This window comes from Streptomyces sp. NBC_01298 (genome assembly GCF_035978755.1).
Lineage (GTDB): Bacteria > Actinomycetota > Actinomycetes > Streptomycetales > Streptomycetaceae > Streptomyces.
Window position 1 is genome coordinate 4,922,891 of record NZ_CP108414.1, and the last position, 25,878, is coordinate 4,948,768.

The following is a 25,878-nucleotide window of genomic DNA, read 5'->3' on the forward strand; positions in this document are numbered from 1 at the left end:
GACCGCAAGCCGGGTGAAGGGGATGGGCCGGGAGGAGCTGATGGCCCTTCCCGTGGCCGTTGACCTGGACACGGGCAACCGGGCTCTGGGTCTCGGGCGGAGCAAGGGGTACGAGCTGGCGAAGCGAGGCCAGTACCCGTGCAAGGTGCTGCGGATGGGCAACGCCTACCGAGTGGTGACCGCCGACCTGCTGGACCTGCTCGGTCTGGCCGCTTGAGGGGGCGGCACGTTAGCAGACGATTCTGCGCGGAGCTGACACAGAAACGCTGGACTGTGCCCGGGGCCGGACGTACTGTTCGTCTTCCCCCGCCGCAGCTGACTGCCCGCGAGCGAGGGCGAAACGCCTGGCGGGCCAACGCCACAGGCGGCCCCCGTCACCTCCCCCACCCGCGAACCACCCGGCAACCCGGTGCCCGGCCGCTGCCGCATGCCCGCAACCACCCAACAAGGAGCTGCCACTTGGAACCCACCACCCCCGACGCCGAGTCCGCACCCACGCCCGCCGCTACCAACGAGCCCTGGCCCGTGACCGCGATACCCGGCCGCCCGGGCTCCCACCTCCAAGACCCCCGGCCTGTGGAGGCGGCAACACCCCAGCCCCCCGCAGCACAGGACCGGCCTGCCGAGGCGAAGCCACGCCCGATCGGGCCGCTTCGTGAGGGCGAGCAGGTGCTGGCGGAGCTGCGGGGCCAGCTTCGGCGGTATGTCGTACTGCCCAGCGAGGACGCCTTCACGGCGGTGACCTTGTGGGTAGCGGCCACGCATCTGCAGACCGCTTGGCAGCATGCGCCGCGTCTGGCGGTGGTCGGTCCGGCGAAACGCTGCGGGAAGTCGCGGCTGCTGGATGTGGTCACGGAGACGGTCCACGATCCGCTGGTGACGGTGAACGCCTCGGCTGCCGCGATCTTCCGGTCGATCAGCGAGACGCCGCCCACGCTGCTGGTCGATGAGGCCGACACGCTGTTCGGGTCGGCGAAGGTGGCCGAGAAGAACGAGGAGATGCGCGGCCTGCTGAACGCGGGCCATCAGCGCAACCGCCCGACCCTGCGCGTGTCCGGCCCGAACCATGAGGTGTCGAAGTTCCCCACCTTCGCCATGGCTGCGCTCGCCGGCATCGGCGACCTCCCCGACACGATCATGGACCGGTCGGTGGTGATCCGGATGCGGCGGCGCGGGCCGGGCGAGAAGGTCGCCGAGTTCCGCAGCGCCCGCGACATCCCCGCCCTCCACGCCCTGCGCGACCGACTCGTGGCCTGGCTGGCCCCGCTCCACGCCGCGGCGATGGAGCTGGCACCGCCGATGCCGGTGGAGGACCGGGCCGCCGATACGTGGGAGCCGCTGGTCGCCGTCGCCGACCTCGCGGGCGGCGAATGGCCGATCCTGGCCCGCACCGCCTGCGCGGTGATGACGAGCCATGAGGCGCAGCGGGACCAGGACAGTGGCGGTACGGGCATCCGCCTCCTCGCCGACATCCGACGCGCCTTCGCGGGCGAGGGCGATCCGCCGGTGATGCGCACCGCCCGGCTGCTGGACATCCTGAACCAGGACGAGGAAACGGCCTGGGAGCAGTACACGGCCAAGGGCCTGACCGCCCGGGGCCTGGGGATCCTGTTGCAGGACTACAACATCAGCTCGGCCAACCGCCGTTTCCACAACGGCGACCAGGCCAAGGGCTTCACCCGCGAGCAGTTCACCGACGCCTGGGCGCGCTACTGCCCCCAGCCAAAGCCGGCACCCCAGCCGGGGTCCGCCACCGGCGCCTGACCCGGCACGACCCGTCGCGTCCCGTCGCATCGCAGGTCAACCCAGGGACGAGTGGCAGGCCCGCAACGAGTCGACTCGACATCAAGACTCGACCCGTACCTGCTCTGACCAGCCCGGCGACGAGTCGCAACGAGACCGCGCCACCCCGAGTTGCCCCTCACCCAGCCCTGCCCTGCCCCGGTACGGGTGAGGCCGCCCCATCCCTCCGTCGCGTCCCGTCCCACTCGTCCCTGCGCGACCCGGCGCGGGGACGAGCGGGAAGACGACGACGAGCCGAAGCGACATCAGCAGGCCTCTGACCTAGCCAAACCCGCCAGCCATGGCGTGCGGCCACCGGTAAGGGACTCCCCGGAGCTGGTACGGGTCGGTATCCGTCCCGACCCGTACCCCACTCGTCTCACCGGCCCGGCACGCAGTATCGGGCCGGTGAGACGAGTCGACTCGACATCAGGACTCCACCCGTACCTGCGCTGACCAGGCCTGCGACGAGTCGCAACGGGACCCGCCACCCTCAGGCGGCCCAGCCCAGCCCTGCCCGGCCCTGCCCCGGTACAGGTGAGGCCGCCCCCATCCCTGCCCTTGGAGTACAGCCGCTTGTCCACACCCACCGCGGATGCGCCGCGCGGTCATCGCGTGAACCACAAGGGACGCATCACCCTCGTCATCGGCCTGGTGGCCGTCGTCCTCATGGCCTTCCGGGTCTCGTGGAACGCGCTGTCCGACGTGGCCCGCGCCATCGGCGCAGACGCCACTGCCGCCCTGCTCTACCCGATCGTGGTCGACGGGCTGATGGCCCTCGCGCTGGTCGCCGCGCTCGTGCTGACCGGCGCCGACCGCAAGTTCGCGCTGCGGGTCCTGGCTGCCTACACGATCGCCAGCCTCCTGTTGAACTACGTGCACGGCCTCGTTCCGGCCCTGCACACGGCGTCGGTTCAGTGGGGCCGACTGGCCAACTGGGATCCCGCGAACTGGGCCCTCGTACTGCTGGCGACCTCACTCCCGGTCGGGTCGATCTACTTCGGCTCGGACCTCGTGGCGAAAGTGCTGCACCACAACCCAGAGTCGGCCGACGCTGCCGAAGTGGCCTCTGACCAGTCGGTTAGCCCGCAGGCTGACGAGTCGGCCAGCGAGCAGGCCGCACAGTCGAGGTCTGACCAGGCCGAGTCGGCCCCCGAGCAGCCGACCGAATCGACCCCCACGAAGGTCGCCGAGGCGCCCTCGACGGGGCCGACCGAGGCCGACGAATCGGCTCCCGCTCCCCCTGCCCGACCGCCCCGGTCGGCTGCCGTGGCGGAGTCGACCGGAGCCGCCCCGCGTCGGGCGACCGGTCGGGTCCCCGCCGCCGCCAAGTCGACCACCGACCGCACCCGCACAGACGCCGAAATTCTCGCCGAGGCTCAGCTCCTGACCGCCGACTGGAGCGACGACCAGCTGACCGCCGAGCGTCTGCGCAGCGAACTACGGATCGGCCAGATCCGCGCCCGCAGCCTGCGCGACCAGCTGCAGGCCGAGCGGACCGGCCAGGCCGGGCCACTCGACGGACTCGACGAAGCCGCCTTCCCCACCAGCGCCGTCTGACCCCCGTAAGGGCACCGACCGCCTGGCCCTTCCGGCTCTTCCCGTGACCCCGTGCAACCGAGCACGGGGCCGCGCACAGCCAACCACCCGGCACCAGCACCCCACGGAGAACCGATCCATGCACGATGCGCACCGCGAACTTCCCACCACCCAGAATGAGATGATCACCGGCCTCAACAGCCCAGCAAGGTATGGCGTTGGACCGTCCAAGGGCCGGTCCAACGCAGCCTCCGCCCCGGGGGTGGCGGAGACAGAACCCCGGCGCGAGGGCGCACCGGGGCAGGAGGGGGCGGTCCTCGACGCCGGACTACCGGTCGTCGTACGTGCCGCTGACACGGCCGCGCTGTACCGCGTCGCCCGCCGCCGTGCCCGTCAGGAAGTCCAGCGCACCCAGCGTGTCGACGTCCGCTACAGCGCCGACGAGAAGACGGAGATCCTCGCCGAGGCCCGTCGCCTCGGCCTCGCCGGCGCGCACCTCGTCGGCGCGATCGTCATGGCCTACCTCGACGGCCACTTTGAGATCCCCGGCCAGCGCACGTCCCACGACGACCTGATCGACGAACTCGTCGCCCTGCGCGCGGAGATCGCCCCGATCGGCAACAACGTCAACCAGATCGCCTTCAAGCTCAACTCCGGCGGCCGTCCCCACCCTGTGGACAGTGCCGTCCTGGCCCAGGCCGAACGTGTCCTCGCCCTCGCCCGGACTGCTGCCGAAGCGATCGAACTCGCCGCCGGCCGGACGGCCATCGCGAAGCGGGCGGCCTGATTGATCGCGAAGATCGGCAAGGCCGGCGCCAACACCCGAGGCGTCCTGAACTACCTCTACGGACCCGGCCGCGCCAACGAGCACACCGACCCCCACCTCGTGGCCTCGTGGGACGGCTTCGCCCCCGACCCCGGCCGCGACGAGACGGCCACCCTCGCCCGCCTCGCCAGCGCCCTCGACCTGCGGGTGAAGCAGGCAGGCGACCGCGCCCCGGAGAAGCACGTGTGGCACTGCTCGGTCCGGGCCGCGCCCGAAGACCGAACCCTGTCCGACGACGAGTGGGCCACGATCGCCCGCCGGGTCCTCAACGCCACCGGCATCGCGCCGGCAGGCGACCCTGACGCCTGCCGGTGGGTCGCGGTCCGCCACGCGGAGGACCACATCCACATCGTGGCCACCAAGGTCCGAGGCGACCTCACCAAACCCCGCAACTGGAACGACTACCTCCGCGCCCACAAGGAACTGGCCGCGATCGAGAAGGAGTACGGCCTGCGCCAGGTCACACTCGGCGACCGCACCGCAGCCAAGAAGCCGACCCGCGCCGAACAGGAGAAGGCCCGCCGCACCGGTACGGCCACTACGCCCCGCGAGAGGCTGCGCGCCACCGTCCGTACCGCGGTAGCGGCTGCCACCAGCACCGAGGAGTTCTTCACCATCCTCCGCAGCACCAAGGTGCTGGTGGACATCCAGCACTTCCCCTCCGGCGACATCCGCGGCTACAAGGTCGCCCTCCCCGGTGACACCAACGCCCAGGGTGAGCCCGTGTGGTTCTCCGGTTCCACCCTCGGACCCGACCTGTCCTATCCGAAGATCAGCGAACGCCTTGCGCCCACCGAAACCGCTTCCACAGATCGGCACCCTGGGCGTCGGCGTACGGCGTGGCAGCAGGTCACCGCAGCGGCCGACCGTATCCCCGATCTGCTGACGGAGACCGATGACCCTGCGGGCCAGGCGCACATCACCGTGCTCGCCGAAACCCTCGACGTCCTCCCCCTGATCGCCCCCGCCGCGTACAAGCCGCAGCTCGCTCAGGCAGCGGCCACATTCGAGCGGGCCAGCCGTTCCCGCATCCGCGCCCGCCACCAGCAAGCGCGGGCCACACGCCGGGCCATCAAGGCGATCGTCCGTGAACCCGCGCCCAAGGACGGAGCCCTCCTCGCGATCCTCCTCGACGCCGTCCTTCTGGCCGTCGTCGCAGCACAGCACTGGCACCACACCCGCCACCACGACCAGCAGGCCGAAGCCGCCCGCCAGACAGCCGAACACCTGCACGCCGTCTACCAGGCAGCCACCAGCCAGCCCCTGACCGCGATCCACCAACGCGGCCTGCGCCTGGCTCTACCCGTGCAACAGAGGCAGGCCGTCCTCGTCAGCCAGGCCCTGCCGGACCTGGCTGAGCAGATCCTCGCCGAACCCGGCTGGCCCGCCCTCGCCGCCACCCTCACCAACACGACAGCCGCCGGCCACGACCCCGCCGCCCTGCTCACCCAGGCCGCCCGTCACCGGGAGCTCGACACCGCCGGCTCCCTCAGCGAAGTCCTCGTCTGGCGACTGCACCGCATCGCCGACCTGAACCCCCAACCCGCCACAGGTGCCGCACGCAGGTCAGCCCCGCCCCGGGTCACCAAACCTGCCACCTCCGCCGACCGCCCCCGCAGGACCCGATGACACCAGCCGCCCCACCGCGTCCCTCAGCCCGAGCTCCCCCAGCAACGGCATACCTCAGCCCGCACCCGCCGCACCCTCCCGGGCCTGCAGCAACACCAGCCGACAAGGAGCCACCCCTGAAGATCCACCCCTACGCCGACACCTTCCCGATGCTCACCGAGGGCGAACTGCACGACCTCGCCGAGTCCATCAAGACCGAGGGCCAGCACAAGCCGATCATCCTCGACCGCGACGGCGTCGTCCTCGATGGCCGCAACCGCCTCGTCGCCTGCAAACTCGCCGGCATCGAACCCCGTTTCACCACATACGACGGCGGCAACCCCACCCGCCTGATCTTCAGCAACAACATCGTCCGCCGACACATCAGCAAGGGCCAGCAGGCCATGATCACCGCCATGGCGTGTTCCGTTTCGGGACACTCCTTGCGGACCCAGGCCAAGCTCCACGACATCAGCCGCAGCCGCCTCTCCGCCGCCAACGTCGTACTCCAGCACGCCCCCGACCTCGCCGAACGAGTACGCCTCGGCACACTCGGCCTCGACGCCGCCCACGACCAGGCCCGCGAACGCAAAACCCACACCGAGGCCCTCCTCGCCCAGAACGAACGCCTGCAACAGCACGCCCCCGACCTCGCCGAGAATGCAGCCGAGGGCCACCTCACCCTTGACGCCGCCATCGCCGCCCTCGACAGGCGACTCGAAGGGGAACGGCTCCGCCAGCTCGTGAGGGACTGCGACGCACTCCTCCTCGCCGACCGCGACGCCACACCCGCCTTCAGCCCGCTCGCCGACCGCGGCGACATCACCTGGGGGCAGGCAGCCCAGCTCGCCGAGGAACACCTCACCTGTCGGCACGAGGCCATCCTCCGCACACAGCAGGCCCTGCAACTGATTGCCGAGAACTGGACCGCCGTCCACGACCTCGCAACCCGACCCGACACCCCCTACACACAGGAGATACTCGACGGCCTCACACCAGAAGCACGCGCTCTCGTCGCGCGACTGATGGCCCGAGGCTGACAACGTGAACGTGCCTCAGGGCCAACGTTCGACGCGTTGGCCCTGAGGCGGCACTCGTAGCCGAAGGCTTGGGCGAGGGTGGCTTGCGCGTGGTCAGCGCTGAAGAGCGGAGTCCAGGTGCTGCTGGACCGGGTCGAAGAGGCCGTACGGGACGTACTGCGGGATCTCGGCGTGGGCAACCCACGCGAGCTCCGCCAGCTCGTCGGTGTCCGCTACGTAAGCACTGCCACCGACCACCTCGCAGGCCGTGTAGGACATCAGCCGACCCGTGGCCGGGTGGACCCGCTCACCGAGCAACTTGACGGCCTCCACGTCCAGGCCCGTCTCCTCCTGGGTCTCACGGACAGCGGCTGCCTCGCGGGCCTCGCCCGGCTCGACCTCGCCGGCCGGAAACTGCCAGGAGAGCTGGCCCTCGCTGACCCGGCGCCGCACCATGAGCACACGTCCCTCATGCACCACGATGGCTGCGGCGATGCCCGGTCGCTCCTCAGCGTTCTGCTGCGTCACGTCTGCTCCTCCAGGACTGCCAGGATGGGTGGGAAGATCGTATCGACGGGGATGAACCGGGTCAGGGAGTTTTTCGGAACCCACATGACGTCCGCGTTCTCCTCGACGTCGGCGTTGGCAGCCTCTCCCGCCAGGTACTCGCATAGGAAGTAGTCGCAGAGCACTCCGGTCACCGGGTGGAGGCGGCTGCCCAGGTGCTCGCGCACGGCGCAGTGGACCCCTGTCTCGTCCAAGGTTTCCCGCACCGTGGTGGTCTCGGCCTTGCCTCCGGGCTTGATCACACCGGCGGGGAACTGCCAGGTGATGCCCGATGCGTCGTCGTGCCGTCGGCACACCAGCAGGACCTGATCGTCACGAGTGACCACGGCGATAGCGACCCGGAGCGCCTGGGCGCCGACGGGGCTCGGCGCGGCAGGTCGGTGCTCGTTCGCGACCACGAGGGAGAACCGCTGACGGGCTGCCGACGGGGCCTGCTCGTGGGCTGAGTCCAGGAGTTGTTGCATCTCCTTACGCGGCACGACGGCGGGGTCGGCGTGCCAGGCCGCGACGGTTCGGACGGCGATGCCGAGCTGGGCAGCGAACTGCTCGTTGGTGAGCCGGAGCGCGGACTGGAGCATGCATGCGTACCGCCCGTTCCAGAGCTCGATGACCTCCACGCGCCGCCCCTTCGTCGTCGCCGCTCTCGGTGCAGGAACCCGTGTGCCGAAGGTGCACTCCAACTGCACTGGCGCTTCATGGTCGCGCAGCGCGCACCCCGGAAGAATCGGAGTCACCGGGGCAAGGAATCACCTGATCGACGTTCCGGATCCAGAGCCCAATCGAGAGGCGCAAGGCCGCCGGACGACCACAGGGAGATATTAGATGCGCGCCTTCTTCGGATAGGAGGGACAGAGAAGTTGGCTGAATTCGATTCCTTGATCCAGTCTCTGCAGAGGCCCCATCCACCTCTGATCGCCACGGGACACCGCTGCTCGTCCCAGCCGCTTCACCGACGCCGGTAACCTCAGCAGGTGACGGCTGATTGCCCGTCATCTCCGGTTGCTAGCAAGGCGAAAGGGAGACAATGCCCGAGGATCAGGCACACACCGTGGAGCGCACGCTCGTCCTACTGAAGCCCGATGCGCTGGCGCGTGGCCTGGCAGGCAGGGTCATCACGCGGTTCGAGGACGCCGCACTGAAGATCGTCGGAACGAAGATGAAGTGGATGGACGAGGAATTCACTCGCCGCCACTACTTCGACCTGGAAGAACGGCTCGGATCGGAGGTCTATAACGTCACCTCCACATTCATGCAGCAGGGGCCGGTCATCGCCCTGGTGCTGGAGGGCTACGACGCCATCGCCACGGTCCGCAAGATCGTCGGAAGCACCTATCCGAACCAGGCCCCCGCCGGCACCGTGCGAGGCGACCTGTCGCACTACAGCGCCGCGGCCAGCGTCGCCTCCGGCAAGGCGGTCGCGAACCTCGTGCACGCCTCCGGCAATGCGGAGGAGGCCAAGCAGGAGGTGGAGCTGTGGTTCGAGAAGGACGAGCTGCAGGACTACAAGACGCTGGCCGAGATCTACACGTACTGACGGCGGAGTGCGGCGTCACCGGTGGGACGCCGACGCGTTGAACACCACTGGGGTACGAACGTCTGACCTGAGAGGGCACCATGACCAACCAGACCCGCCTGGCCTCCACCGACGAGCTGGAGTCGATCTTCCAGCGTGAGCTGGTGAGCGACCGCTGGGCGGCGACCGAGACCGCCTATGCCCTGGCGGTACGCCACCGCGACCTGGGCGACTGGCCCGCGTCCCGTGAGTGGGTCCAGCAGTGCCTCCGCCTCCTGGAGGGCTTCCCCAGCGAGACGGAGGAGCAGGTCGCCACGAGCCGCTCGTCGGTGGGCGGCGTCCAGCTGCCCACGTACCTGCACTCCGGTGTGGTCCAGGCCCGCTTCGGCGACCTGGGCTGACACACGAGCGGCGGGGCCCCGGCCCAGCCGCACCACCCTGAGCACCAATTTCACAGCGCGTGGCCAACCGGACAGGCCCCCACGGCAGGGTCCGGCTGGCTTCGCCATGCCTGAAACGAGGAGACACCACCCCGTGGCCATCGAGATCGAGATGCGGGCCCGCTTCCCCAAGGAGTCCCACGACCAGCTGGTCGCCCGCCTGAAGGAGGATGGCGAGGACCTCGGCAACGACGACAAGCACATCTACTTCTACGTGCTGCCCGACCAGCTGCTGAAGGTCACCGACAACACCGCCGCCGGCACCGCCAAGATCACCCTCAAGGGGAGCAAGATCGGACAGGGCTCCGCATTCGCGGAGACGGAGTTCGCGATCGCCCCCGCCGACGTGTCCGCCGCGGTGAAGGTGTTCAACAGTCTCGGCTTCGAGGCCGCCATGCACGAGGCTTTCAACTTCCGGCACAACTACCGCTTCGACGGCATCGAGATCGCGGTCAAGTGGAGCGAGGCATGGGGCTACCACGCCGAGTTCGAGCTACTGCTCGACGACGAAGCCTCGGACGCCACCCGCGACGAAGCAACGGCCAAGATCATGGATGTGGCGGCGGAGCTGGGCATCACGCTGATGACCGAGCGGGAGCTGGCCGACTTCACCGCTGCCTTCGAGGCCGCCGAGCAGGAGCGGAAGGAGCGCGAGCAGCAGGCCGCGCCCCTCAGGTAGGAGCACGTCACCGCGGAGACCACCAAGGGGGTGGGCACACATGAGCACGACCCCAGCAACCGCAACCCTGATCGACCAGGCTGCCCGTCGGCAGCTGCCGCTCCACCAGTACATGGACCGGGCCACCGTCGAGTGGATCGAAGAGAACCGGCCCGACTTCACGAAGACAGCGCAGCCGGCCTTGGCTTCGACCGCGCGGGTTCTACTGAAGCAGTCCGCGCTGCCAGCCGCCTGGATGGCGACGCCTCGCCTGTACACCTCGATCCACGGCGTCCGTCACAGCATGCGTACGGCCGCGCTGGCTGCCGTACTCGCCGACAGCCACGGGCTCGACGATGCCGACACCGCCACGGTGGTCGTGGCCGCGGCCGTCCACGACTGCCAGCGCCGTCACGACAAGGACGACCAGGGGCACGGCGCCCGGGCGGCCATCTGGCTCGCCGCGAACGCGGACACCGTGTGGGGCCACTTCGACCTCACAGCCACCCCCCGCCGGATCGTGCAGGCGGCGACCGCCGTCCGCCTTCACGACGTCCCGTACGACGCTTTCACCGTCGACGACTGGCACGACCACTCGAAGGCGGAGTCGCTGGCGGACATCCTGAAGGCCGCCGATGCCCTTGACCGGTATCGGCTGCCGAAGGCCACCTGGTGGCCGGACGCCCGGCACGTCCGGGAGCCGGCCTTCGACCGGCACCGGGGCCTGGCCTTCGACCTGGTCCTCACCTCCGAGAAGGCCCACCTGGCAGGGGCCAGCAGCCCCGAGGCCGTCCGCTTCGCGCTGGCCCAGGCAGGGCTGGTGTGACCATGGACTTCCTCGACGCCTACCACCTGTGGGCCGATGCCCACGCCTTCTACGGCAGCGGCCTCATCCCCAGCCCTGCCGACCCCGTCGACCCACTCGCGGCCCAGTCCGCCGCATGGGACCACCGCCTCGCGGAGGACACCCCGAACGGCCAGCTGCTGCGCCGCAACGCCCTCTTCGACGCCCTGAGCGGCGAGGGCAAGCTGCACCTCCTCCACGTCACCCACGCACTGGAGGAGATCAACCAGGAGGGCATGCTCTACCCCTCCGGCGGCTGCCTCGTCGGAAGCATCTACTGCGCCCCGCTCACCCCGACCGAGCAGGGCTTCCGCATGCACAACCTGGCCTCGTACGTCCTGACCAGGGAGGCGCCGGCCTTCCTGGCCAAGCTCGGCATCACCGACCGCAGGCCCACGCCACTGATCATCGAGATCGACACGCCGCCGGAGTCGTACCGGGGGCTGGCCGGCATCGACTACCTCCGGCTGGGCCTCATCCATCTGCAGATCTACAGCCACCTCGAATACCTGCTCAGCAAGAACGAGCGGCACCAGCTCCGCGAGACCGTCGTGGCCCGCGTCAAGAACTCGGCCGCCTTCCTCGCCACCGCCGCCGCCGTGGCCTACCAGGGCACAGCCATCGCTCCGAAAGCCTTCCTCCGGCAGCTCGACGAGACCATCCCCCGCCTCCCGATCCTCGGCTACCTCTACTTCGAGGCCTTGGCGGAGTACCTGATGCTCCACTCCACCTCGCGCCACACCCGCCGCCTGGCGGAACTGGGGGAGCTGAACAACTGGCTCTACAAGGACCTGCTGTTCGCCTCCTTCCCTGCCCTGTCCGGCAAGTTCGACCTCGCGAAGTTCCGCCCCCGGCCCGACCAGCTGGCCGCGCTCCTCCGCCGTGTCGATCCCGCCATCGACCCCGAGCACGCCGCCACGTACCTCGTCGAGCGCATCAGCCACCTCGTGGCCGCACGGCTCTTCACCCCTGGCGAGATCCCCGAAGCCTGGCACCACACCCGCTGGGAGTTCGACGCCCTCGCCACCCAGCTCGGCCCGCTCCTGGGCCACCTCATCCACCGGGAGCTGCGCACCTTCGGCCGTTACCCCGACTTCTACTTCTACTTCGACCAGTACAAGGCGCTGCAAGCCTGGAACTACTGGAACCACATGGACATCGTCGCCCCGTTCAACGGCACGATGCCCAAGGGCGAGATCGGCATCAACCCGGCCTACCCCAACCTGGCATACCGCATCTGGCGCGCCGAGCAGGACGACACCGGCCACCTCCACCCGGCCGAGGAGCTCTCCCTCACCATCGCCCCGCGCCTCGTGGACATCAAGTACACGCTGATGCGCAACAAGCAGTGGGCCCCGGCCCCCAGCGCCGCGTAACCCACCACCTCACCCAAAGCACCACCTCACCCCAACCCCTTCATGATCAGGAGTCCTGTCATGAGCAACTCCGGCATGCCCTCAGTCGACCTCCTCGGCGAGCAGATCGCCTCCCTCCTCGACGACCCGGCCACCACCCACGGGCTGGCCCGCGGCCTACGCGCCGCTGCCCGCGAGATCGAACTCCACCGCTACCACCACACGAGCCGGCGCGCCTGGCCCAACGGCCGCATCGACCTCAAGCCCGCCAAGGTCCAGATCGGCGGCGGCGCCCACCGGATCGACGGCTTCTTCAACATCGACGCCGTCCCGCCGGCCGACCTTCTCTGGGACGTCCGCGAGGGCATCCCCCTGCACGACAACACCGCCCAGACGCTGTTCTCCGAGCACTTCCTGGAGCACATCGACTACCCCCACTCGGCTAAGCAGTACGCCATCGAGGCCCACCGCGTCCTCGCGCCCGGCGGCCAGATCATCACGGGCGTCCCCGACGCCGCTTTCGCCCTCAGCCACTACCCCGGCTCCCTCGACGCCTCCGCCGAGATGATCGAGCGCTGGTACGCCAAGCGGAATTGCCTTGGGGACATCAACACCCAGCTCGACCTCGTCAACCTCGTCTTCCGCGACCAGGACGACGACCCCACGTACACCCAGCACCTATGGGCCTACGACCACGAGAAGCTCGTCCAGCTCTTCACCGAGGCTGGCTTCACCACCGTCGAGCCCTGGACCTTCGACCCCACCATGGCCAACCCGAAACGCCGCTGGGGCAGCGTCTACGTGATCGCGACGAAGTAGCCCGAGAACCGGCGAGCCCCCGGGAGGCACCCCTCCCGCCGCCCGGAGGCCGCCCCTCAGCCCACGGCACACCGCACGCCACCCGGCCACGCCGTCGAGGAAGCCACCCGCATGAGCCAGCCCTTGCCTCCCGTCAGCGATCTCGCGCTCGCAGCCATCCCGAACGCCGTCTACTGGGCCCGTTGCCACACCGTCGACGTACTCCAACGCTGGCACTTCCCCGCCGAAGGCACCGAGGTGGCCCGTCTTCTCGTCTCGGAGCTCGCAACCAACGCCATCCAACACGCACGTCCACTGGGGCCACCAGACGCCGCACTGCCCGCTCCGGACACAATCCTCCTGCGCCTCTGGCCAACCCCGACGGGCGTCGTCCTCCAGGTCGGCGACAACGACCCCCGCCCGCCGACGCCCCAGTCCCCCAGCGACGGCGCCCTGGGCGGCCGTGGCCTCCTGCTCACCGCAACCATGGCCACCCGCTGGGGCTACCACCCCCGCCGTCCCTACCCTGGCAAGTTCGTCTGGGCCGAGGTATCGGCCCGCCCTACGACCGCCCTCACTGAACTGGCTGATGGCCGACTCGATACGACCCCGCTCCTCCTCGGACAAAGTCCTGACCGCCCTGCGGGAGCTCTAGAAGACTGCTGGGGACTGTAAAAGGAACGGCCCTGTCTCACATCCGGTGGTAACCGACGGCGAGGTCGATGGGCAGGCTCGCTGCTGCTAACGGAGTCGCAGGTCCGTGGGTTGGCGCGGTCGCTCTCAGAACTGGCTGTCCTGTAGAGGTGATGCCAATGCGTACCCGGCGCACCCTCGTCGAGACAATCCCGCGGCACCGTCCGGTTGTGAAGACATCGAGGTCAGGGCGCCCACGGCAGTCGGTGCGTTCAGCTACAGCCGATTTTCACGATCCGTTTCCACCGGGTGTGAGGCGGATCCGGTTACTGGGCAGACCTGGCTGAAGGCCAGCCACGAAGGCCGCTGCCCACCCATAGGGCCTCCACACGTCCCACCGCACGCACTGCGCTCGCATGGCCGTGACGGCAGAGGGGGTCGCGGGGCCCATAGCGCCGGCCTTCTGGGGCCACCGGCGGCGCGGTCGAGGGCTTGAGCAGGCCCAAATGGTCGACTCGGCGTGGCCATCATGGATGCGAGCTCGCCAGGATTCTGCGTGGCGTAGCCGTGCAACAGGCTTTGAAGTTCTATTGTGGGAAATGCTTTGTGCGTTTCTAGGCGAACGTGATCGATCGGGATGTTCTTCTTGCGCAAGATACGAGTGTGATTTCAGCACTGGGCGCCACCCTCTGTGCGTCCACCAGTCTCGGCGGGTCGAAGTTGCAGGCCATTTTCCGGCCCGAGCCACGGCCCGATGGGAAACTCATGCCTCTTCTCCTCGGGCACGCCCGTATCCGGGCGCAGCCGGTATCGTTGGGAGGGCGTGCATACGTATCCCCCGCCTGGCCGTCAGCCCTATCAGGCCGCCATCCCCTCCGCGCGCCCAGTGCACTATTGGGAAAATCCCACTGCTGGCTCGCTGACTCCGATCTACGATGCGCTGTACGCAGAGCACGTTCATTCCTTCCGTGCCCTTCCCGGCGATCGTTCCGGTGAGGAGCATTTGCGATTCCGGCCCTTTTCCCCTGTGCAGGCGAGCCCGTACGGACACGTAGGCGGATACCCAGCCACGGCTGGCTGGCAAGGCGCGTACCGAGCGGGTTGGGGCGCACCCCAACCCCCTCTGCCCTACGCATGGCAGGCCGAGGCGTCTGCCATGGCTTTTATGCCACCTGCTCCCCGAAGAGGGGCGTGAGACAGACCCCTAACCGGAACGGGAACCCACCAGGTAAGGACTGACGCAACAGTCAGCCGCAGACGACTGCGCCTTCACCGCACGCGCTGTCGCAGCCACCCCGGCGCCCCATCTCCGGCAACACCAAAATTGGGGACGGGAGACCGGCCGGTGCCCAACCAAAGTCCGGCCAGTCCGCCGCCGACGGAGCCCTCGGCCGTCGTGCCTTGATCAACGCATGAGATTCCTCCGGGTTACGGCACGAATACGGCGTGCTCCCGATGCAGGCCCTGCGCACCAGAGGCATGAGCGTTGGGACGGTTCTATCCGCCGGTTGGGCCTGCGTTGCCGCGGGTTTCGGTGTGGTGGCGGTCCCTGCGTAGGTCGAGGGTGGCGCAGTGGAAGGAGCCTCCCAGCGCCTGGACGTTGCGGAAGGGCACGGCCAGCGGAGTCATGCCGTAGGAGACGAGCAGTGCCTGGAGCTTTTCGTCGCGGGCCTCGGTGAGGACGTGCTGGTGGTCGACCACGAGCAGGTTCATGCTGACCCAGGGGCTGGTCATGTAGAGCGGGGGGCTGTCGCGAAGCTCGGGGACAGGGGCGGGGACCAGCTCCCAGCCGTCCATCGGGGAACCGGCAAGCTGGGCGGGATCGAGCCGCTCCGGGTTGTACAGGGCCAGCCCCTCGCGCAGTGGGCACAGCGTCGCGTCGATGTGCATGGCGTGCGGATCGTCCGGCTGGATCAGATGGACGCGGGTGTCGGGGCCGAGTTGGGTGCGCAGGTGTGCGATACCCGAGCGGTTGGTGACGTGGCTGAGCTGGCCCACGAGGGTACGAGGCCCCAGGCGGAGGAAATCGGCGGCGTCCCAGGCTGGTCGTCCCTCGCCGATCACCCAGTGGCCCGAGCGGGACGGGCCACTGGTGAGGGGGTCGACGGCCAGGTCCACCGCTGACGGCAGCCAGCGTGCACCCGATTGGCGGAATTGTTGAAGGAGTGGCCAGTAGGCGAGCAGTTCGTGGCGGCGGCTGCGCCAGGCCATCGGTGCCTCGATGACACGGTTGCCCATGACGAGCAGTGAGTCGCGCGGCATGGCGGCGCAGTAGCCGTCCAGGCCCGACCAGGGCACGCGACGCGGCCGGTGCACTACTGAGCCCAAGCTCTCCAGCAGTTCCGCGAGGGCTTGCAGCTCCTGCTCCGCGGCTTCCACGATCCAGGACGGGAAGGGGTGGCCGGGCCGGAACTCCGCCCAGTGCTCGCGGGGCATGGTCGCCTCGATCATGCGGGGGTCCTCGTTGGGGAACATCGCCCCGTACGCCGTGCCGACCACCACTTCGCGCAGCGGACTCCACTCGTCGCACGCGTCCACCACGATCATGACGGCTCTCCCGGGCGGCCAGGGCATCGCTGCCCCCACAGCGGTGCGGTCCGGGCAGCCCACCGATTCAGCCGGTGATGCGCCCTGGCCATCATTAGCCGCCAGCAGCGGGCAAGGCGATGCCTTCGCTGAGAGTCCACTCGAATCGGGGAAGCTGTGTTCGCCCGACAGCCCACAGCGCGGCCCCCCATACGCGAAGTGGTCTGCTCGGCCAAGTGTCTGAGCCTGAAGCTCGACCTGCCGATATAGAGGTCAGACTCTCCGAGGGACTCGCGTCGATCAGACCGATGGGCCGAGCCCCCTGATGGTCAGGCGGCTGGAACCCCACCGGTCGCTCGCCCCGGCCGGCGCGCGGCTGGACGAGCTGCTGTGGCAGACGTTCGACGCCATCGGGCCACAGGGTGCCACGGTGACCACGCGGGTGATCGCTGACCGCGGGCGGGCGTGGAACGATCACCGCTCCTGAAGGTGAAGATCGGCGAAGCGGCCACATGCCGCCGGCCGCTCCGAGGATGATCACCGGGTTACGTGCGCGGTCCGCGCACCCCTGTGGGAAGGCACCGTCATGGCCGAGGTAGTCGAGTTCACCTACGAAGCCCCCGAGATCTCCGAGGAGGGGGACATCGTCACCTGGCACTGGGCCATCGTCAACAACGGCACCCAGCCGGTCACCAAGGTGGTGCTCACGCACCGTGTGACGCCGACGGTGATGTTCGACCGCCTGACCGGGCCCTCCGAGGTCGTCGGCGAGGTCGTCAAGAGCCGATGGGAAACGCTGGGGGCCGGAGAGAAATCCGAGGGCACGATCACCGCCGTCCTTCCCGAAGACCTGACCGGTACGGTGCAGATCAACGGGCGGGTCGTCTGGCAGAACGCCCAGGCGAACTGAGATCTCGCCCAGGCCGCGCCGGGGCCCTCGGCGCGGCACGCCCTGTCCTGCTCGCCAGGCCGGGCGACAACGCTCGTGCTCGCGGAGTTGTGCGGGCAGGACGTGCACGTGCTGCCAGTAACAGACGAGGCTGTGCCGGGCCACGGCGCGAATGCCGGGGACCGCGTCCACCATGCTCGTCCTCCAAGTCGACGGCAAGGCATCGCCCTGCGGCCCGAGGCCCTGCGGCCGATGACCCGTCGCTGAGTCGCTGTCCGCCTGACACCAACATGCGGTGGGGTCCCGTCGGCACACAGCCGGACGGCGCCTGAGCGGGTCCATCCCACGGAACTCCGCCCGCGCGGCCGTAGCGAACGGCGGGTTGTGACGTGGATGTTCAGCGCGGCCTACGCCCGTGTGGCGCCTGCAGCTCCTACTGCCCCAGGCGGGCGTTGATCAGGTATGCGGCTTCCTCGGAGAGCCTTTGGCGCCGCTCGTCCTCGTTCACCTGCCGCAGTTCGCCGCGCAGTGCGAGCTCGGTGCGCAGGATCGTCGCTCTGGGCACGGGGACCCGCTGGCCCGGCTTTTCCGTGAACGGCTGAAGTTCTGCCGCCAGGGTGTGTGCGTCGTCCGACGTGCCACGCCGCAGTGAGAGGAACACCCGGGCAAGCCAGTCAGCAGGAATCTGCACCATGAAGTCGGTCATGCCGAGGCAACGATCCACGTCCTCGCTCGTGACGGCTGACGACCCCCACGGCCCACGATGGCCGCCATCCGGCCGCGCCGGCGGCGGGGCGGCCCGGACTCGTCAGGTGTGAAGGCGGCTGTTGGTGCCCTCATGGTCCCCGTGGCTGTCGTCGTTGAACCAGTAGTCCCCGGCAGCCAAATAGCGAAAGGAGTGCGTGCTGCTGCTGGGCAGTTCCACGGTGACAGCCTGCTTGCCGTCCTTGCGGGGCACCGGGGCGTGGATGCCGGGTGCCAGTCATTGAGGCGGGAAGAATAAGACGGCCCCGCGCCCGCAGGGCCGTCTCCCGGCCCCCGGGCGACGTGACATCTTCCACGGCAAGGAGACGGCCTGCTGCGGCCGTCGTTCGGGACGGCCGCGACCCTGGGGCAGAGCCATCCCACCCCGATCCGCGCGCGGGCACCACCCACGACACGGCCCTGGCGTCCTCCGCCACCCAACCGGACCAAGACCTACATCGAATCGGCGTCCGAAGAGGGCGGGCAGACGACCTGAGAAGGGCTCGGGTGGCCGGCTCAGGAGCGGCAGCCACCCCACCCCAGCAGGACACGTCCGGCTTCCGCGACACCAACCTGTTCGCGCCTGTTCGCGTTTTCCTTCGCGACCGACCAACGGCTGGCTTTGTCCACGGGAACGGGAACGGCCAGCACTTGGTCAGTGGATTGGGAGGCGGTTGGCGACCGTGGCCCGCGCTGAATGTCACGAGTTCCGACAGCACCAGGCCTGCTGGGCAGGGTCAGAGGGGCCTGACAGTGGCCAAGATCCTTTCCCCACGTACGGCCACCGATTCCCCGGTGACGGCCCCCACCTGCGGGCAGTTACGTTCCCCACGCCCCTACGCGCTGAACACGAGCAGTAACCGCTGATGGGGCTGCCGCTGCGGCCGAGTGCTCTCGTTAACCGCACAGCGTGCCGTCTGGCGAGTTGCGTGCATGGTTGGCCGGAAACCGTCTGACCTGTGTTGATGTGTGATTCCTAGGCTGGCTTGATCCACTTGAGCGTGCGCAACTCATCCGCAAAGGAAAAAATTATGGACTCTCGCCTCATCTTCGAGAATGACTACAACCTGGTCGCGAACCCTGATGGGGATGGGTGGCAGTGGGGCGTGAAGAACACGGCGGACGTGCCGCTCGTCTGCGACACCTATACGTGGGCCTTTGCCCCAGCGTTCAACATCCTTTCCGCGTCGGAGAACGTCACCGTCATCGAAACTAACGGGGAGGACGTAACCCGGTTCGCCTTGGTGTTCGGCACGGTCCCGCCGGGAGAGACGGTCTACGCAACCATCCAGACCGACGTGACGCAGGCGTACTTGGACGCAGGAGCAGAGATCAGCACCACACTGGTCGACGCGGACGAGTAGGGCGCCCCCGCCCCGCCAGCTCGCCGCACAGTACGGCCGCACGCTGCTGGTGCAGGCTGCCCACGGCCTTGGGAGGCGAGCCAAACCGTCTTGCGGATTCGTGTACCGGCCGACTCGAAGATCGGCCAGGCGTCGTCACTGACTGTGATTTCAAGCGTGGCCACGTGACTCCCCACCAGGAGGCCGCGGGTGGGGAGTTCCAACTGGCCACCGACAGGGGCCGGGTCGAATCCGGTGGTCGGAGATCCTGACAAGTCCTGGGCGGGTATCCGGTGGTTTTCCCCGAAGGCGGGGTGGGTCTGTAGCGGGCGGGTTCGTGACCAGCGAGGATGCCCGTCATGCGCACAGACCAGAACCTTGCCTCCCTCGGCTCGATGCGATCGGCGCCCGTCGTCTTCGGTGCGGGAGCAGCCATCGGCGTTCTGGGCGGGATGATCGGTCTGGGCGGCGCGGAGTTCCGCCTGCCGCTGCTGATCGGCCTCTTCGGGTTCGCGGCGCTCTCTGCGGTCATCTTGAACAAGGCGATGAGCCTGGTCGTGGTCCTGGTCGCGTTGCCCGCCCGGCTGGCTGCGGTCCCGGCCGCCGAGGTGGCCGCACGCTGGCCGGTCGCGGTCAACCTGTTGGCCGGCAGCTTGGTCGGCGCCTGGGTAGGAGCCACCTGGGCAGTACGAATGCGCTCCGCCACCCTGTACAAGGTCCTCGCGGCGTTGATGGTGCTCATGGCCGCCGCCCTGGTGGTCACGCACACCACCGCCCTGGACGCGCTCGCGCTGCCGCTGTGGGCGCAGGTGCCTGCTGGTGTCGTGGCCGGGTTCGGGATCGGCGTAATCGCGGCGATCATGGGCGTGGCGGGCGGTGAGCTGCTGATCCCGACGATCGTGCTGCTGTTCGGGGTAGGCATCAAAACCGCCGGAAGTCTCTCCCTTCTGGTCTCCCTGCCAACCATGCTGGTGGCCTTCGCTCGCTACAGCCGCGACGGCAGCTTCGCCGTCCTCGGCGCCAACCTCCGTTTCATCGCGGTCATGGCCGCAGGCTCGATCGCCGGCGCCGTTCTGGGCGGGGTACTGCTCGGCGTGTTCCCGGACCTGATCCTCATCCCCCTGCTGGCCGTGATCCTGCTTGTCTCCGCGGTCAAGCTGGCCCGTCACGACTGACTGCGACGAGCCTCTCCCGACCCTCGCCGGGTGCCTCGCGTTCTCGTGATCATCGACGCCGACCTCCCACGCGCCTGACCTGTCAGACACCGCCCTGCGTGCAAGCGAGCGGGAAGAGGCCTGGTCAGCGCCGCAAAATGCGTGAGCGATGCGTGAGCGGACGTGCTGGCACGGCCCGGTCTGGCGCGGATCAAACGACATGGTGCAGCTCTCTGACCAGGCATCGCCGGACCCCGGCGGACCGAGCGGGATGGCCTGGCATGATCTTGCCGGGACTTTTAATCCGTTGGTTGTCGGTTCGAGTCCGACATGGCCTACTGCTCGCAGGCGGGGGACACCTCCTCTGACCTGCTCCTGAGCGCCCCACCCGGTTCCGACCGGGTGGGGCGCTCAGTCGTTTCCGGGCCCGGCCCGTCGGCCTGCCGGCTTCCGTCGCGCGCGCACCCCTCCTCGGTCTGGTGACCGGAGTCCCGGTCGGCCTCTACCCGGGCCGTCGGCAGGCCGGTTTAACGCCTCTGACCTGCGGTGATGTGCTGATCGGGGGTGGCGCGGGCGGTAATTGGCGGGGGGCTCCCCCCGGATGGCGTAGAGTTGGGTTTACCGACGCGGGGTGGAGCAGCTCGGTAGCTCGCTGGGCTCATAACCCAGAGGTCGTAGGTTCAAATCCTGCCCCCGCTACTCAGTACGAAGACCCGGTCCCCTTTGGGGGGCCGGGTCTTCGTCGTTTCCGTGGTGCGCGGTTTCCGTGGTGCGGCTCCCCGTCACTCGAACGGTCGCGCCCGAGTCGCCGTACGGGCCCTCGTGCCGCCAGCCTTGGGGGGCGAGGCGGACCGGGCGGCAGGAGAGCAGCGTGGTGGGGCTGGGCCGGCAGGGCAGGGGCGAGCGCGTCTTCGGCGCGGTCGCCGGCAGCGCCCTGATCCGGCGGATCGTCAAAATGCTTCCGGGCACCCTGATCGTCCTCGGCTTCCTCTTCGACGTGCTGACCCCGCCCAGCTTCACCGGCTCCCCCTTCTTCTCCGCCGCCCCGCTCATCGCGGCCCCGTTGTTCAGCCTCCGGGCCACCGTCCTCACCGGGATCCTCGCCACCCTCGCCGTGGTCGTGCTGCACCTCTACAACGGCACCACCTTCAAGGTGGAGGCCATGACCGAGCTGGCCACCGTCCTGACCGTCTCCGGGCTGGCCACCCTGATCAACATCGTCGTGCGGCGCGGTACGGAGCAGCTCGCCTCCGCGCGCGGGATCGCCGAAGCCGCTCAGCGCGCCGTACTGCCGACGCCCGCCGAGCGGATCGCGGGCCTCCAGGTCTCCGCGTCGTACGAGGCCGCGCAGGCCGACGCGTTCATCGGCGGCGACCTCTACGCCGTCCAGGACACCCCCTACGGCGTGCGCCTCGCGGTGGGCGACGTACGGGGGAAGGGACTCGGGGCGGTCGAGGCCGTGGCCGTGGTGCTCGGGGCGTTCCGGGAGGCGGCCGAGAGCGAGCCCACCCTGGAGGGGGTGGCGCGGCGGCTGGAGCGGGCGCTGGCCCGGGAGGGGAACCGGCGCGACAGCCTGGACGCGGTGGAGGGGTTCACCACGTGCGTGCTCGGTGAGATCCCGGCGGGCGCCGGCCTGCTGCGGCTCGTCAACCGGGGCCACCCCGAACCGCTGCTGCTGTACGCGAACGGCGGCCTCGCGGAGCTGGCCCCCGTCGAGCCGGCGCTGCCGCTGGGCATGGGGGAGCTGGGCGGCTGGCCCGACCGGGTGCAGGAGTGGCCCTTCCCGGAGGGGGCGACGCTGCTCCTGTACACGGACGGGCTGACCGAGGCCCGGGACGGCAGCGGGGCCTTCTACGATCCGGCGGTCCGGCTGCGCGGTCGGGTGTTCCCCGGGCCCGACGAGTTGCTGAGCGCGCTCGCCACCGATGTCCGCCGGCACACGGGCGGCGCGGCGACGGACGACATGGCCCTGCTGGCGGTGGCCAGGCCGGGGGCGGGGCAGCCGAGCCGGCGGCGGACGGTTCGGGTGGTCCCGAAAGGGGACTGAGTCCGAAAGGGAACGCAGCGTGACCGAACCGGCGCGCTCGGCAAGCAAGCTGACGAACCATCATTGTGAAGATGTGGCGCAAGGGGCGGCAGGGAGGGCTGATTTTTGCCCGAGTTGGTCCCTGAGTGTGGCGAGAAGTCCTGGCCAGAGTTGTGCGGGCGGTGGCTGATTGTCGTGAACGATCAATCGCAACTGCTTGGAATCACTCCCCCTTCTCTATTACCGTTCGATAACGCAGAGCGGTCGTCCCAGCCGTCGCAAGAGACGGCACCGTGCGCGTGCTCGCCCATGAGGAGTGTGCCCCGGTGGCCTCCAACTCGCCTGCCCCTGAAGGCATCGACGTCCAGGAGCAGCCCACCGCCGGAGCCTGGGGAGAGTGGAACCCCACCGAGGACTCCGCCCGGCCGCCGCGCGGCAAGCACCGCGTGCTCAAGCAGCGCGGAGGACTGGCCCGTTCCTCCACCGTCCTCGGCGTCGGCGTGATCGCCGCGGTCGGCGCGGGCGGCATCGCCACCGCGCAGGACCGCCCCCAGGTCGCCATATCGCTGCCGTCGCTGCCGGCCCTGCCCGATCTCCCCGATGCCCTGGGCGACCTCCCCGAGGCCCTGGGCGGCGCGGACCACTCCACCGCGGACTCCGACACCGCCACCGCGCGCTCCGCCGAGCCGGCCCGGTCGGGGATCATCCCGCAGCAGGCCGACCGCCGCTCCGACGCGGGCGAGCTGCTGCGCAGCCGGATCCTCCAGCAGGCCGACTCCCAGCACGAGGCCGCCGCGGCCCAGGAGCGGGCCGAGGCCGAACGGGTGGCGCAGGAGACGGCGGCCCAGCAGGCCCGCGACGCCCAGGCCGCCAAGGAGGCGGCGCGGAAGGCGGCCGCGGCAGCCGCCGAGAAGGCCGCGGCCGAGGAAGCCCGCAAGGCGCAGGAGGCCAAGGAGGCCGCCGAGGCCAAGGCCAAGGCGGAAGCGGCCGCCCGGTCGGCCGGCTCCTTCTTCCTGCCCACCTCGGCCTACACCCTCACCTCGCACTACGGCGACTCCGGCTCGATGTGGTCCTCCGGGCACCACACCGGCCTCGACTTCGCCGCCCCGACCGGCACCCCCGTCAAGGCGGTCGGCGCCGGCAAGATCATCTCGGCCGGCTGGTCGGGGGCGTACGGCTACCGCATCGTGCTGGAGCTCCCCGACGGCACAGAGATCTGGTACTGCCACCTGTCCTCGATGTCGGTGACCGGAGGCTCCGTCGCCGGGGGCGACACCATCGGCCGGGTCGGCGCGACCGGCAACGTCACCGGCCCCCACCTCCACCTCGAAGTCCGCCAGGGCGGCGTCACGGTGGACCCGCTGACATGGCTGAAGGCACGGGGCCTGAACGTCTAGGACCCGGCACCCCGTCCGCTACGAGGGCCAGCGCCGGCCCGCCCGGCGAGCCCGGGGGACCCGGCGGCCGCAGGGGGTCGAACCAGGGCGGGAGCAGGTCCTCCAGCACCGCGGCCCGCGACAGCGCCGGGCCCGCCGTCGCGCGGCGCAGCCAGAGCCGGCGCAGCAACTCCCGCTCCCGCCACGCGAAGTCCGGCTCACGGCCGGGGCCGCCGCTGCGCGCCCGGTGACGTAGCAGGGCCAGGGCCGCGGCATCGGCCTCGTACAGGGCGACCGCCCGCCCCGCCGCCCGGCCCCCGGTGCTCCGGGCCAGCGCGCGGGCCAGGGAGCGCGCGGGCATCGACACCAGCGCGGGGACCTCGGCCGGGTTCAGCCAGCCGGCGGCCGCGTACACGGCGAGCTCCCCGGCGACGGCCCGCAGTCGGCGGCGCCGTATCCACACGGCCAGCCAGGCCAGCAGCCCGAACACCGGGACCATCACGCACCCGTAGACCACGTAGAACCCGGACTCGCCCAGGTCCGAGGAGCTGTTCCACAGCGCGTGCAGCCCCATGGCCGAGGCGAGGCCGAGCAGCGGCAGGCCGATCCGGCGCGTCCGGCGCACGGCGAGCGCGGCGGCGCCGAAGCCGAGACCGGTGGCCACGGTGAACAGCGGATGCGCGAAGGGGGACATGACGCCCCGCACGAAGAACGTCGCGGCCGTCACGGAGTTCAGCACCCCGGTGCCGTTCCGGGCGTCCTGGCCGAAGGCGTTGCCGAGGTAGAGGATGTTCTCGGTGAAGGCGAAGCCGGTGGCGGTGAAACCGGCCATCACGAAACCGTCGGAGGGGCCGGTGAACTGGCGTCTCCTGAACAGGAACACCAGCAGCAGGGCGGCCGCCTTGGCGCTCTCCTCGACCACCGGGGCGATCGCCACCGAGCCGAGCTGGTCGGCGTCGGAGGGATCGGCGGTGGCCGCAGCTATCCACTGGGTCGCGAAACTGTTGGCCAGTATGGCGATCAGCGCCGCGGCGCAGGCCCCCCAGCCGAAGCAGAACGACAGCTGCGCCCACGGATGCGGCGCGGCCCGCCCCACCCAGCGGAACGCGGCGACGAGCGGAGCCACCGGCAGCAGGGCCAGACCCAGACCGACGAAGAAGCCGGGCGTACCGGTCTGTTCGCGCACGAGCTCCAGGATCGCGATGCCGCAGGCACCGAGCAGCGCGACGAGCACGTACGTGCGCACGGCGCCGGCGGTACGCGGCACGCGGTGCGGCAGCCGGGGCGGCCAGGTCGCTCGGAGCACATGATGACTCTACCGAGCGGACCCGACACGCGGAGTGATGTCCTCAGTTCTGGGCGTTACCGGTACGCCGGAACAGCAGATCGTGTACGACGTGCCCCTTGTCGAGGCCCTGCCCCTCGAAGCGGGTGAGCGGCCGGAAGTCGGGCCGCGGTGCGTAACCGCCGTCGGCCTGCGTGTTCTCGAACTCCGGCTGGGCCGTCAGTACTTCGAGCATCTGCTCGGCGTACGGTTCCCAGTCGGTCGCGCAGTGCAGGATCGCCCCGGGCGCCATGCGGGTGGCGGCCAGCGCGAGGAACTCGGGCTGGATCAGGCGCCGCTTGTGGTGGCGGGCCTTGGGCCACGGGTCCGGGAAGTACACGCGGAGCCCGGCGAGGGAGTCCGGGGCCAGCATCTCGCGGAGCAGGATGATGGCGTCCCCGTTCGCGACGCGGACATTGGTCATCCCGCCCCGCTCGGCGAGGGCGAGCAGGTTCCCCTGCCCCGGGGTGTGCACGTCGGCGGCCAGGATCCCGGTGCCCGGGTCGGCGGCGGCCATCTGCGCGGTGGCCTCGCCCATGCCGAAGCCGATCTCCAGCACGACGGGGAGCCCGTCGAACATCTCCTTCAGATCGATCACGTCATGCCCGTCGATGTCGAGCCCCCAGGTGCGCCAGAGCCGCTTCAGGGCTTCGCCCTGCCCGGTGGTCACCCGGCTGCGGCGGGGCTGGAAGCTCCGGATCCGCCGCTCGTGATGCGATCCCGCCGGGTCGGGCGCGGGCCCGTCGGGGAACCGGGGCTCGGTACGCCACTTCGGAGGCACGTAGGCGGAGGTGGCCTCCGGCGCGGGCTCGGCGGCGGGATTCTGGGGACTCAGAGACTCAGACACAATCCCCGGATTCTACGCGCGCCCCGCCGACGCGGCCGTTCGCGTGCCGTGCGGCGCCGTTGCCTGG

Annotated in this window: 26 protein-coding genes and 1 tRNA gene; 20 read left to right on the top strand and 7 right to left on the bottom strand. The window is 69.8% G+C overall.

All coding sequences use genetic code 11. The annotated features are described in order from the left end of the window. Window positions 1–22: 22 nt before the first annotated feature. The 6 genes from OG730_RS22335 (at window position 23) to OG730_RS22360 (ending at window position 6,795) form a co-directional block, all read left to right on the top strand. A complete protein-coding gene (locus OG730_RS22335; protein ID WP_112453767.1) occupies window positions 23–217 on the top strand; it encodes a hypothetical protein in 195 nt (64 codons plus the stop codon). A gap of 242 nt (window positions 218–459) precedes the next feature. Then, complete coding sequence (locus tag OG730_RS22340) at window positions 460–1,764, top strand: DUF3631 domain-containing protein (protein WP_442814984.1); 1,305 nt, start codon at window positions 460–462, stop codon at window positions 1,762–1,764. Window positions 1,765–2,397: 633 nt separating this feature from the next. Then, complete coding sequence (locus tag OG730_RS22345) at window positions 2,398–3,342, top strand: DUF2637 domain-containing protein (RefSeq protein ID WP_327305898.1); 945 nt, start codon at window positions 2,398–2,400, stop codon at window positions 3,340–3,342. A 241-nt stretch (window positions 3,343–3,583) separates the two neighbouring features. Beyond that, complete coding sequence (locus OG730_RS22350) at window positions 3,584–4,108, top strand: plasmid mobilization relaxosome protein MobC (protein WP_327305899.1); 525 nt, start codon at window positions 3,584–3,586, stop codon at window positions 4,106–4,108. Next, the gene (locus tag OG730_RS22355) at window positions 4,109–5,776 is read left to right on the top strand and encodes a relaxase/mobilization nuclease domain-containing protein (RefSeq protein WP_327305900.1); all 1,668 of its coding nucleotides are present in this window, start codon (window positions 4,109–4,111) and stop codon (window positions 5,774–5,776) included. Window positions 5,777–5,925: 149 nt separating this feature from the next. After that, entirely contained in the window at window positions 5,926–6,795 is an 870-nt protein-coding gene (locus OG730_RS22360) for a ParB N-terminal domain-containing protein (protein ID WP_327305901.1), read from the top strand. 93 nt (window positions 6,796–6,888) lie between these two features. Here OG730_RS22360 and OG730_RS22365 read toward each other — a convergent pair whose 3' ends face one another. Beyond that, window positions 6,889–7,302, bottom strand: coding sequence for an NUDIX hydrolase (locus tag OG730_RS22365; protein WP_327305902.1), 414 nt, complete (start codon window positions 7,300–7,302; stop codon window positions 6,889–6,891). Then, window positions 7,299–7,958 carry an NUDIX hydrolase gene (locus OG730_RS22370; protein WP_327305903.1) on the bottom strand — a complete coding sequence of 220 codons (660 nt, stop codon included), beginning with the start codon at window positions 7,956–7,958 and terminating at the stop codon, window positions 7,299–7,301. Before OG730_RS22370 ends, OG730_RS22365 begins: the two co-directional genes overlap by 4 nt. Before the next feature lie 407 nt (window positions 7,959–8,365). Between OG730_RS22370 and OG730_RS22375 the strand changes: the two genes are divergently transcribed. The 7 genes from OG730_RS22375 (at window position 8,366) to OG730_RS22405 (ending at window position 13,624) form a co-directional block, all read left to right on the top strand. Next, on the top strand, window positions 8,366–8,875 hold the full coding sequence (locus OG730_RS22375) for a nucleoside-diphosphate kinase (protein WP_327305904.1): 510 nt from the start codon (window positions 8,366–8,368) through the stop codon (window positions 8,873–8,875). A gap of 80 nt (window positions 8,876–8,955) precedes the next feature. Next, the gene (locus tag OG730_RS22380) at window positions 8,956–9,255 is read left to right on the top strand and encodes a hypothetical protein (RefSeq protein WP_327305905.1); all 300 of its coding nucleotides are present in this window, start codon (window positions 8,956–8,958) and stop codon (window positions 9,253–9,255) included. A gap of 133 nt (window positions 9,256–9,388) precedes the next feature. Next, window positions 9,389–9,973 (top strand): CYTH domain-containing protein, encoded by a 585-nt coding sequence (locus OG730_RS22385; protein WP_327305906.1) that lies wholly within the window; start codon window positions 9,389–9,391, stop codon window positions 9,971–9,973. A 40-nt stretch (window positions 9,974–10,013) separates the two neighbouring features. After that, window positions 10,014–10,778, top strand: coding sequence for a hypothetical protein (locus tag OG730_RS22390; protein ID WP_327305907.1), 765 nt, complete (start codon window positions 10,014–10,016; stop codon window positions 10,776–10,778). 2 nt (window positions 10,779–10,780) lie between these two features. Next, window positions 10,781–12,172: a hypothetical protein gene (locus tag OG730_RS22395; protein WP_327305908.1), complete on the top strand. Its 1,392-nt coding sequence runs from the start codon at window positions 10,781–10,783 to the stop codon at window positions 12,170–12,172. Between the two features lie 60 nt (window positions 12,173–12,232). Then, entirely contained in the window at window positions 12,233–12,970 is a 738-nt protein-coding gene (locus OG730_RS22400) for a class I SAM-dependent methyltransferase (RefSeq protein ID WP_327253762.1), read from the top strand. A 111-nt stretch (window positions 12,971–13,081) separates the two neighbouring features. Further along, a complete protein-coding gene (locus tag OG730_RS22405) occupies window positions 13,082–13,624 on the top strand; it encodes an ATP-binding protein (RefSeq protein ID WP_327305909.1) in 543 nt (180 codons plus the stop codon). 1,455 nt (window positions 13,625–15,079) lie between these two features. Here OG730_RS22405 and OG730_RS22410 read toward each other — a convergent pair. Continuing rightward, window positions 15,080–16,129, bottom strand: coding sequence for an amidinotransferase (locus OG730_RS22410; protein ID WP_327305910.1), 1,050 nt, complete (start codon window positions 16,127–16,129; stop codon window positions 15,080–15,082). Between the two features lie 304 nt (window positions 16,130–16,433). Between OG730_RS22410 and OG730_RS22415 the strand changes: the two genes are divergently transcribed. Both OG730_RS22415 and OG730_RS22420 read left to right on the top strand, forming a co-directional pair. After that, the gene (locus OG730_RS22415; RefSeq protein ID WP_327305911.1) at window positions 16,434–16,595 is read left to right on the top strand and encodes a hypothetical protein; all 162 of its coding nucleotides are present in this window, start codon (window positions 16,434–16,436) and stop codon (window positions 16,593–16,595) included. 99 nt (window positions 16,596–16,694) lie between these two features. Then, a complete protein-coding gene (locus OG730_RS22420) occupies window positions 16,695–17,018 on the top strand; it encodes a hypothetical protein (protein WP_327305912.1) in 324 nt (107 codons plus the stop codon). A gap of 412 nt (window positions 17,019–17,430) precedes the next feature. Here the strand turns inward: OG730_RS22420 and OG730_RS22425 are convergent, their stop codons facing one another. Further along, window positions 17,431–17,703 carry a hypothetical protein gene (locus OG730_RS22425; RefSeq protein ID WP_327305913.1) on the bottom strand — a complete coding sequence of 91 codons (273 nt, stop codon included), beginning with the start codon at window positions 17,701–17,703 and terminating at the stop codon, window positions 17,431–17,433. 102 nt (window positions 17,704–17,805) lie between these two features. Next, window positions 17,806–17,955, bottom strand: coding sequence for an early set domain-containing protein (locus OG730_RS22430; protein WP_327305914.1), 150 nt, complete (start codon window positions 17,953–17,955; stop codon window positions 17,806–17,808). Between the two features lie 817 nt (window positions 17,956–18,772). On the opposite strand from OG730_RS22430, the gene OG730_RS22435 reads away from it, so the two are divergent. From OG730_RS22435 to OG730_RS22455, 5 genes are all read left to right on the top strand, one after another. Continuing rightward, window positions 18,773–19,105 (top strand): hypothetical protein, encoded by a 333-nt coding sequence (locus tag OG730_RS22435; protein WP_327253768.1) that lies wholly within the window; start codon window positions 18,773–18,775, stop codon window positions 19,103–19,105. 338 nt (window positions 19,106–19,443) lie between these two features. Then, complete coding sequence (locus OG730_RS22440) at window positions 19,444–20,259, top strand: sulfite exporter TauE/SafE family protein (protein ID WP_327305915.1); 816 nt, start codon at window positions 19,444–19,446, stop codon at window positions 20,257–20,259. 604 nt (window positions 20,260–20,863) lie between these two features. Continuing rightward, window positions 20,864–20,937, top strand: a tRNA-Met gene (locus OG730_RS22445). A 172-nt stretch (window positions 20,938–21,109) separates the two neighbouring features. Further along, window positions 21,110–22,285 carry a PP2C family protein-serine/threonine phosphatase gene (locus OG730_RS22450; protein ID WP_442814986.1) on the top strand — a complete coding sequence of 392 codons (1,176 nt, stop codon included), beginning with the start codon at window positions 21,110–21,112 and terminating at the stop codon, window positions 22,283–22,285. A 305-nt stretch (window positions 22,286–22,590) separates the two neighbouring features. Then, window positions 22,591–23,661, top strand: coding sequence for a M23 family metallopeptidase (locus OG730_RS22455; RefSeq protein WP_327305916.1), 1,071 nt, complete (start codon window positions 22,591–22,593; stop codon window positions 23,659–23,661). Here the strand turns inward: OG730_RS22455 and OG730_RS22460 are convergent. Together OG730_RS22460 and trmB are read right to left on the bottom strand one after the other, a co-directional pair. Further along, window positions 23,612–24,946 carry a PrsW family intramembrane metalloprotease gene (locus tag OG730_RS22460; protein WP_442814987.1) on the bottom strand — a complete coding sequence of 445 codons (1,335 nt, stop codon included), beginning with the start codon at window positions 24,944–24,946 and terminating at the stop codon, window positions 23,612–23,614. The two genes, OG730_RS22455 and OG730_RS22460, sit on opposite strands and share 50 nt — an antisense overlap. 43 nt (window positions 24,947–24,989) lie before the next feature. After that, on the bottom strand, window positions 24,990–25,811 hold the full coding sequence (gene trmB / locus OG730_RS22465; protein WP_327305917.1) for a tRNA (guanosine(46)-N7)-methyltransferase TrmB: 822 nt from the start codon (window positions 25,809–25,811) through the stop codon (window positions 24,990–24,992). Window positions 25,812–25,878: the final 67 nt, after the last annotated feature.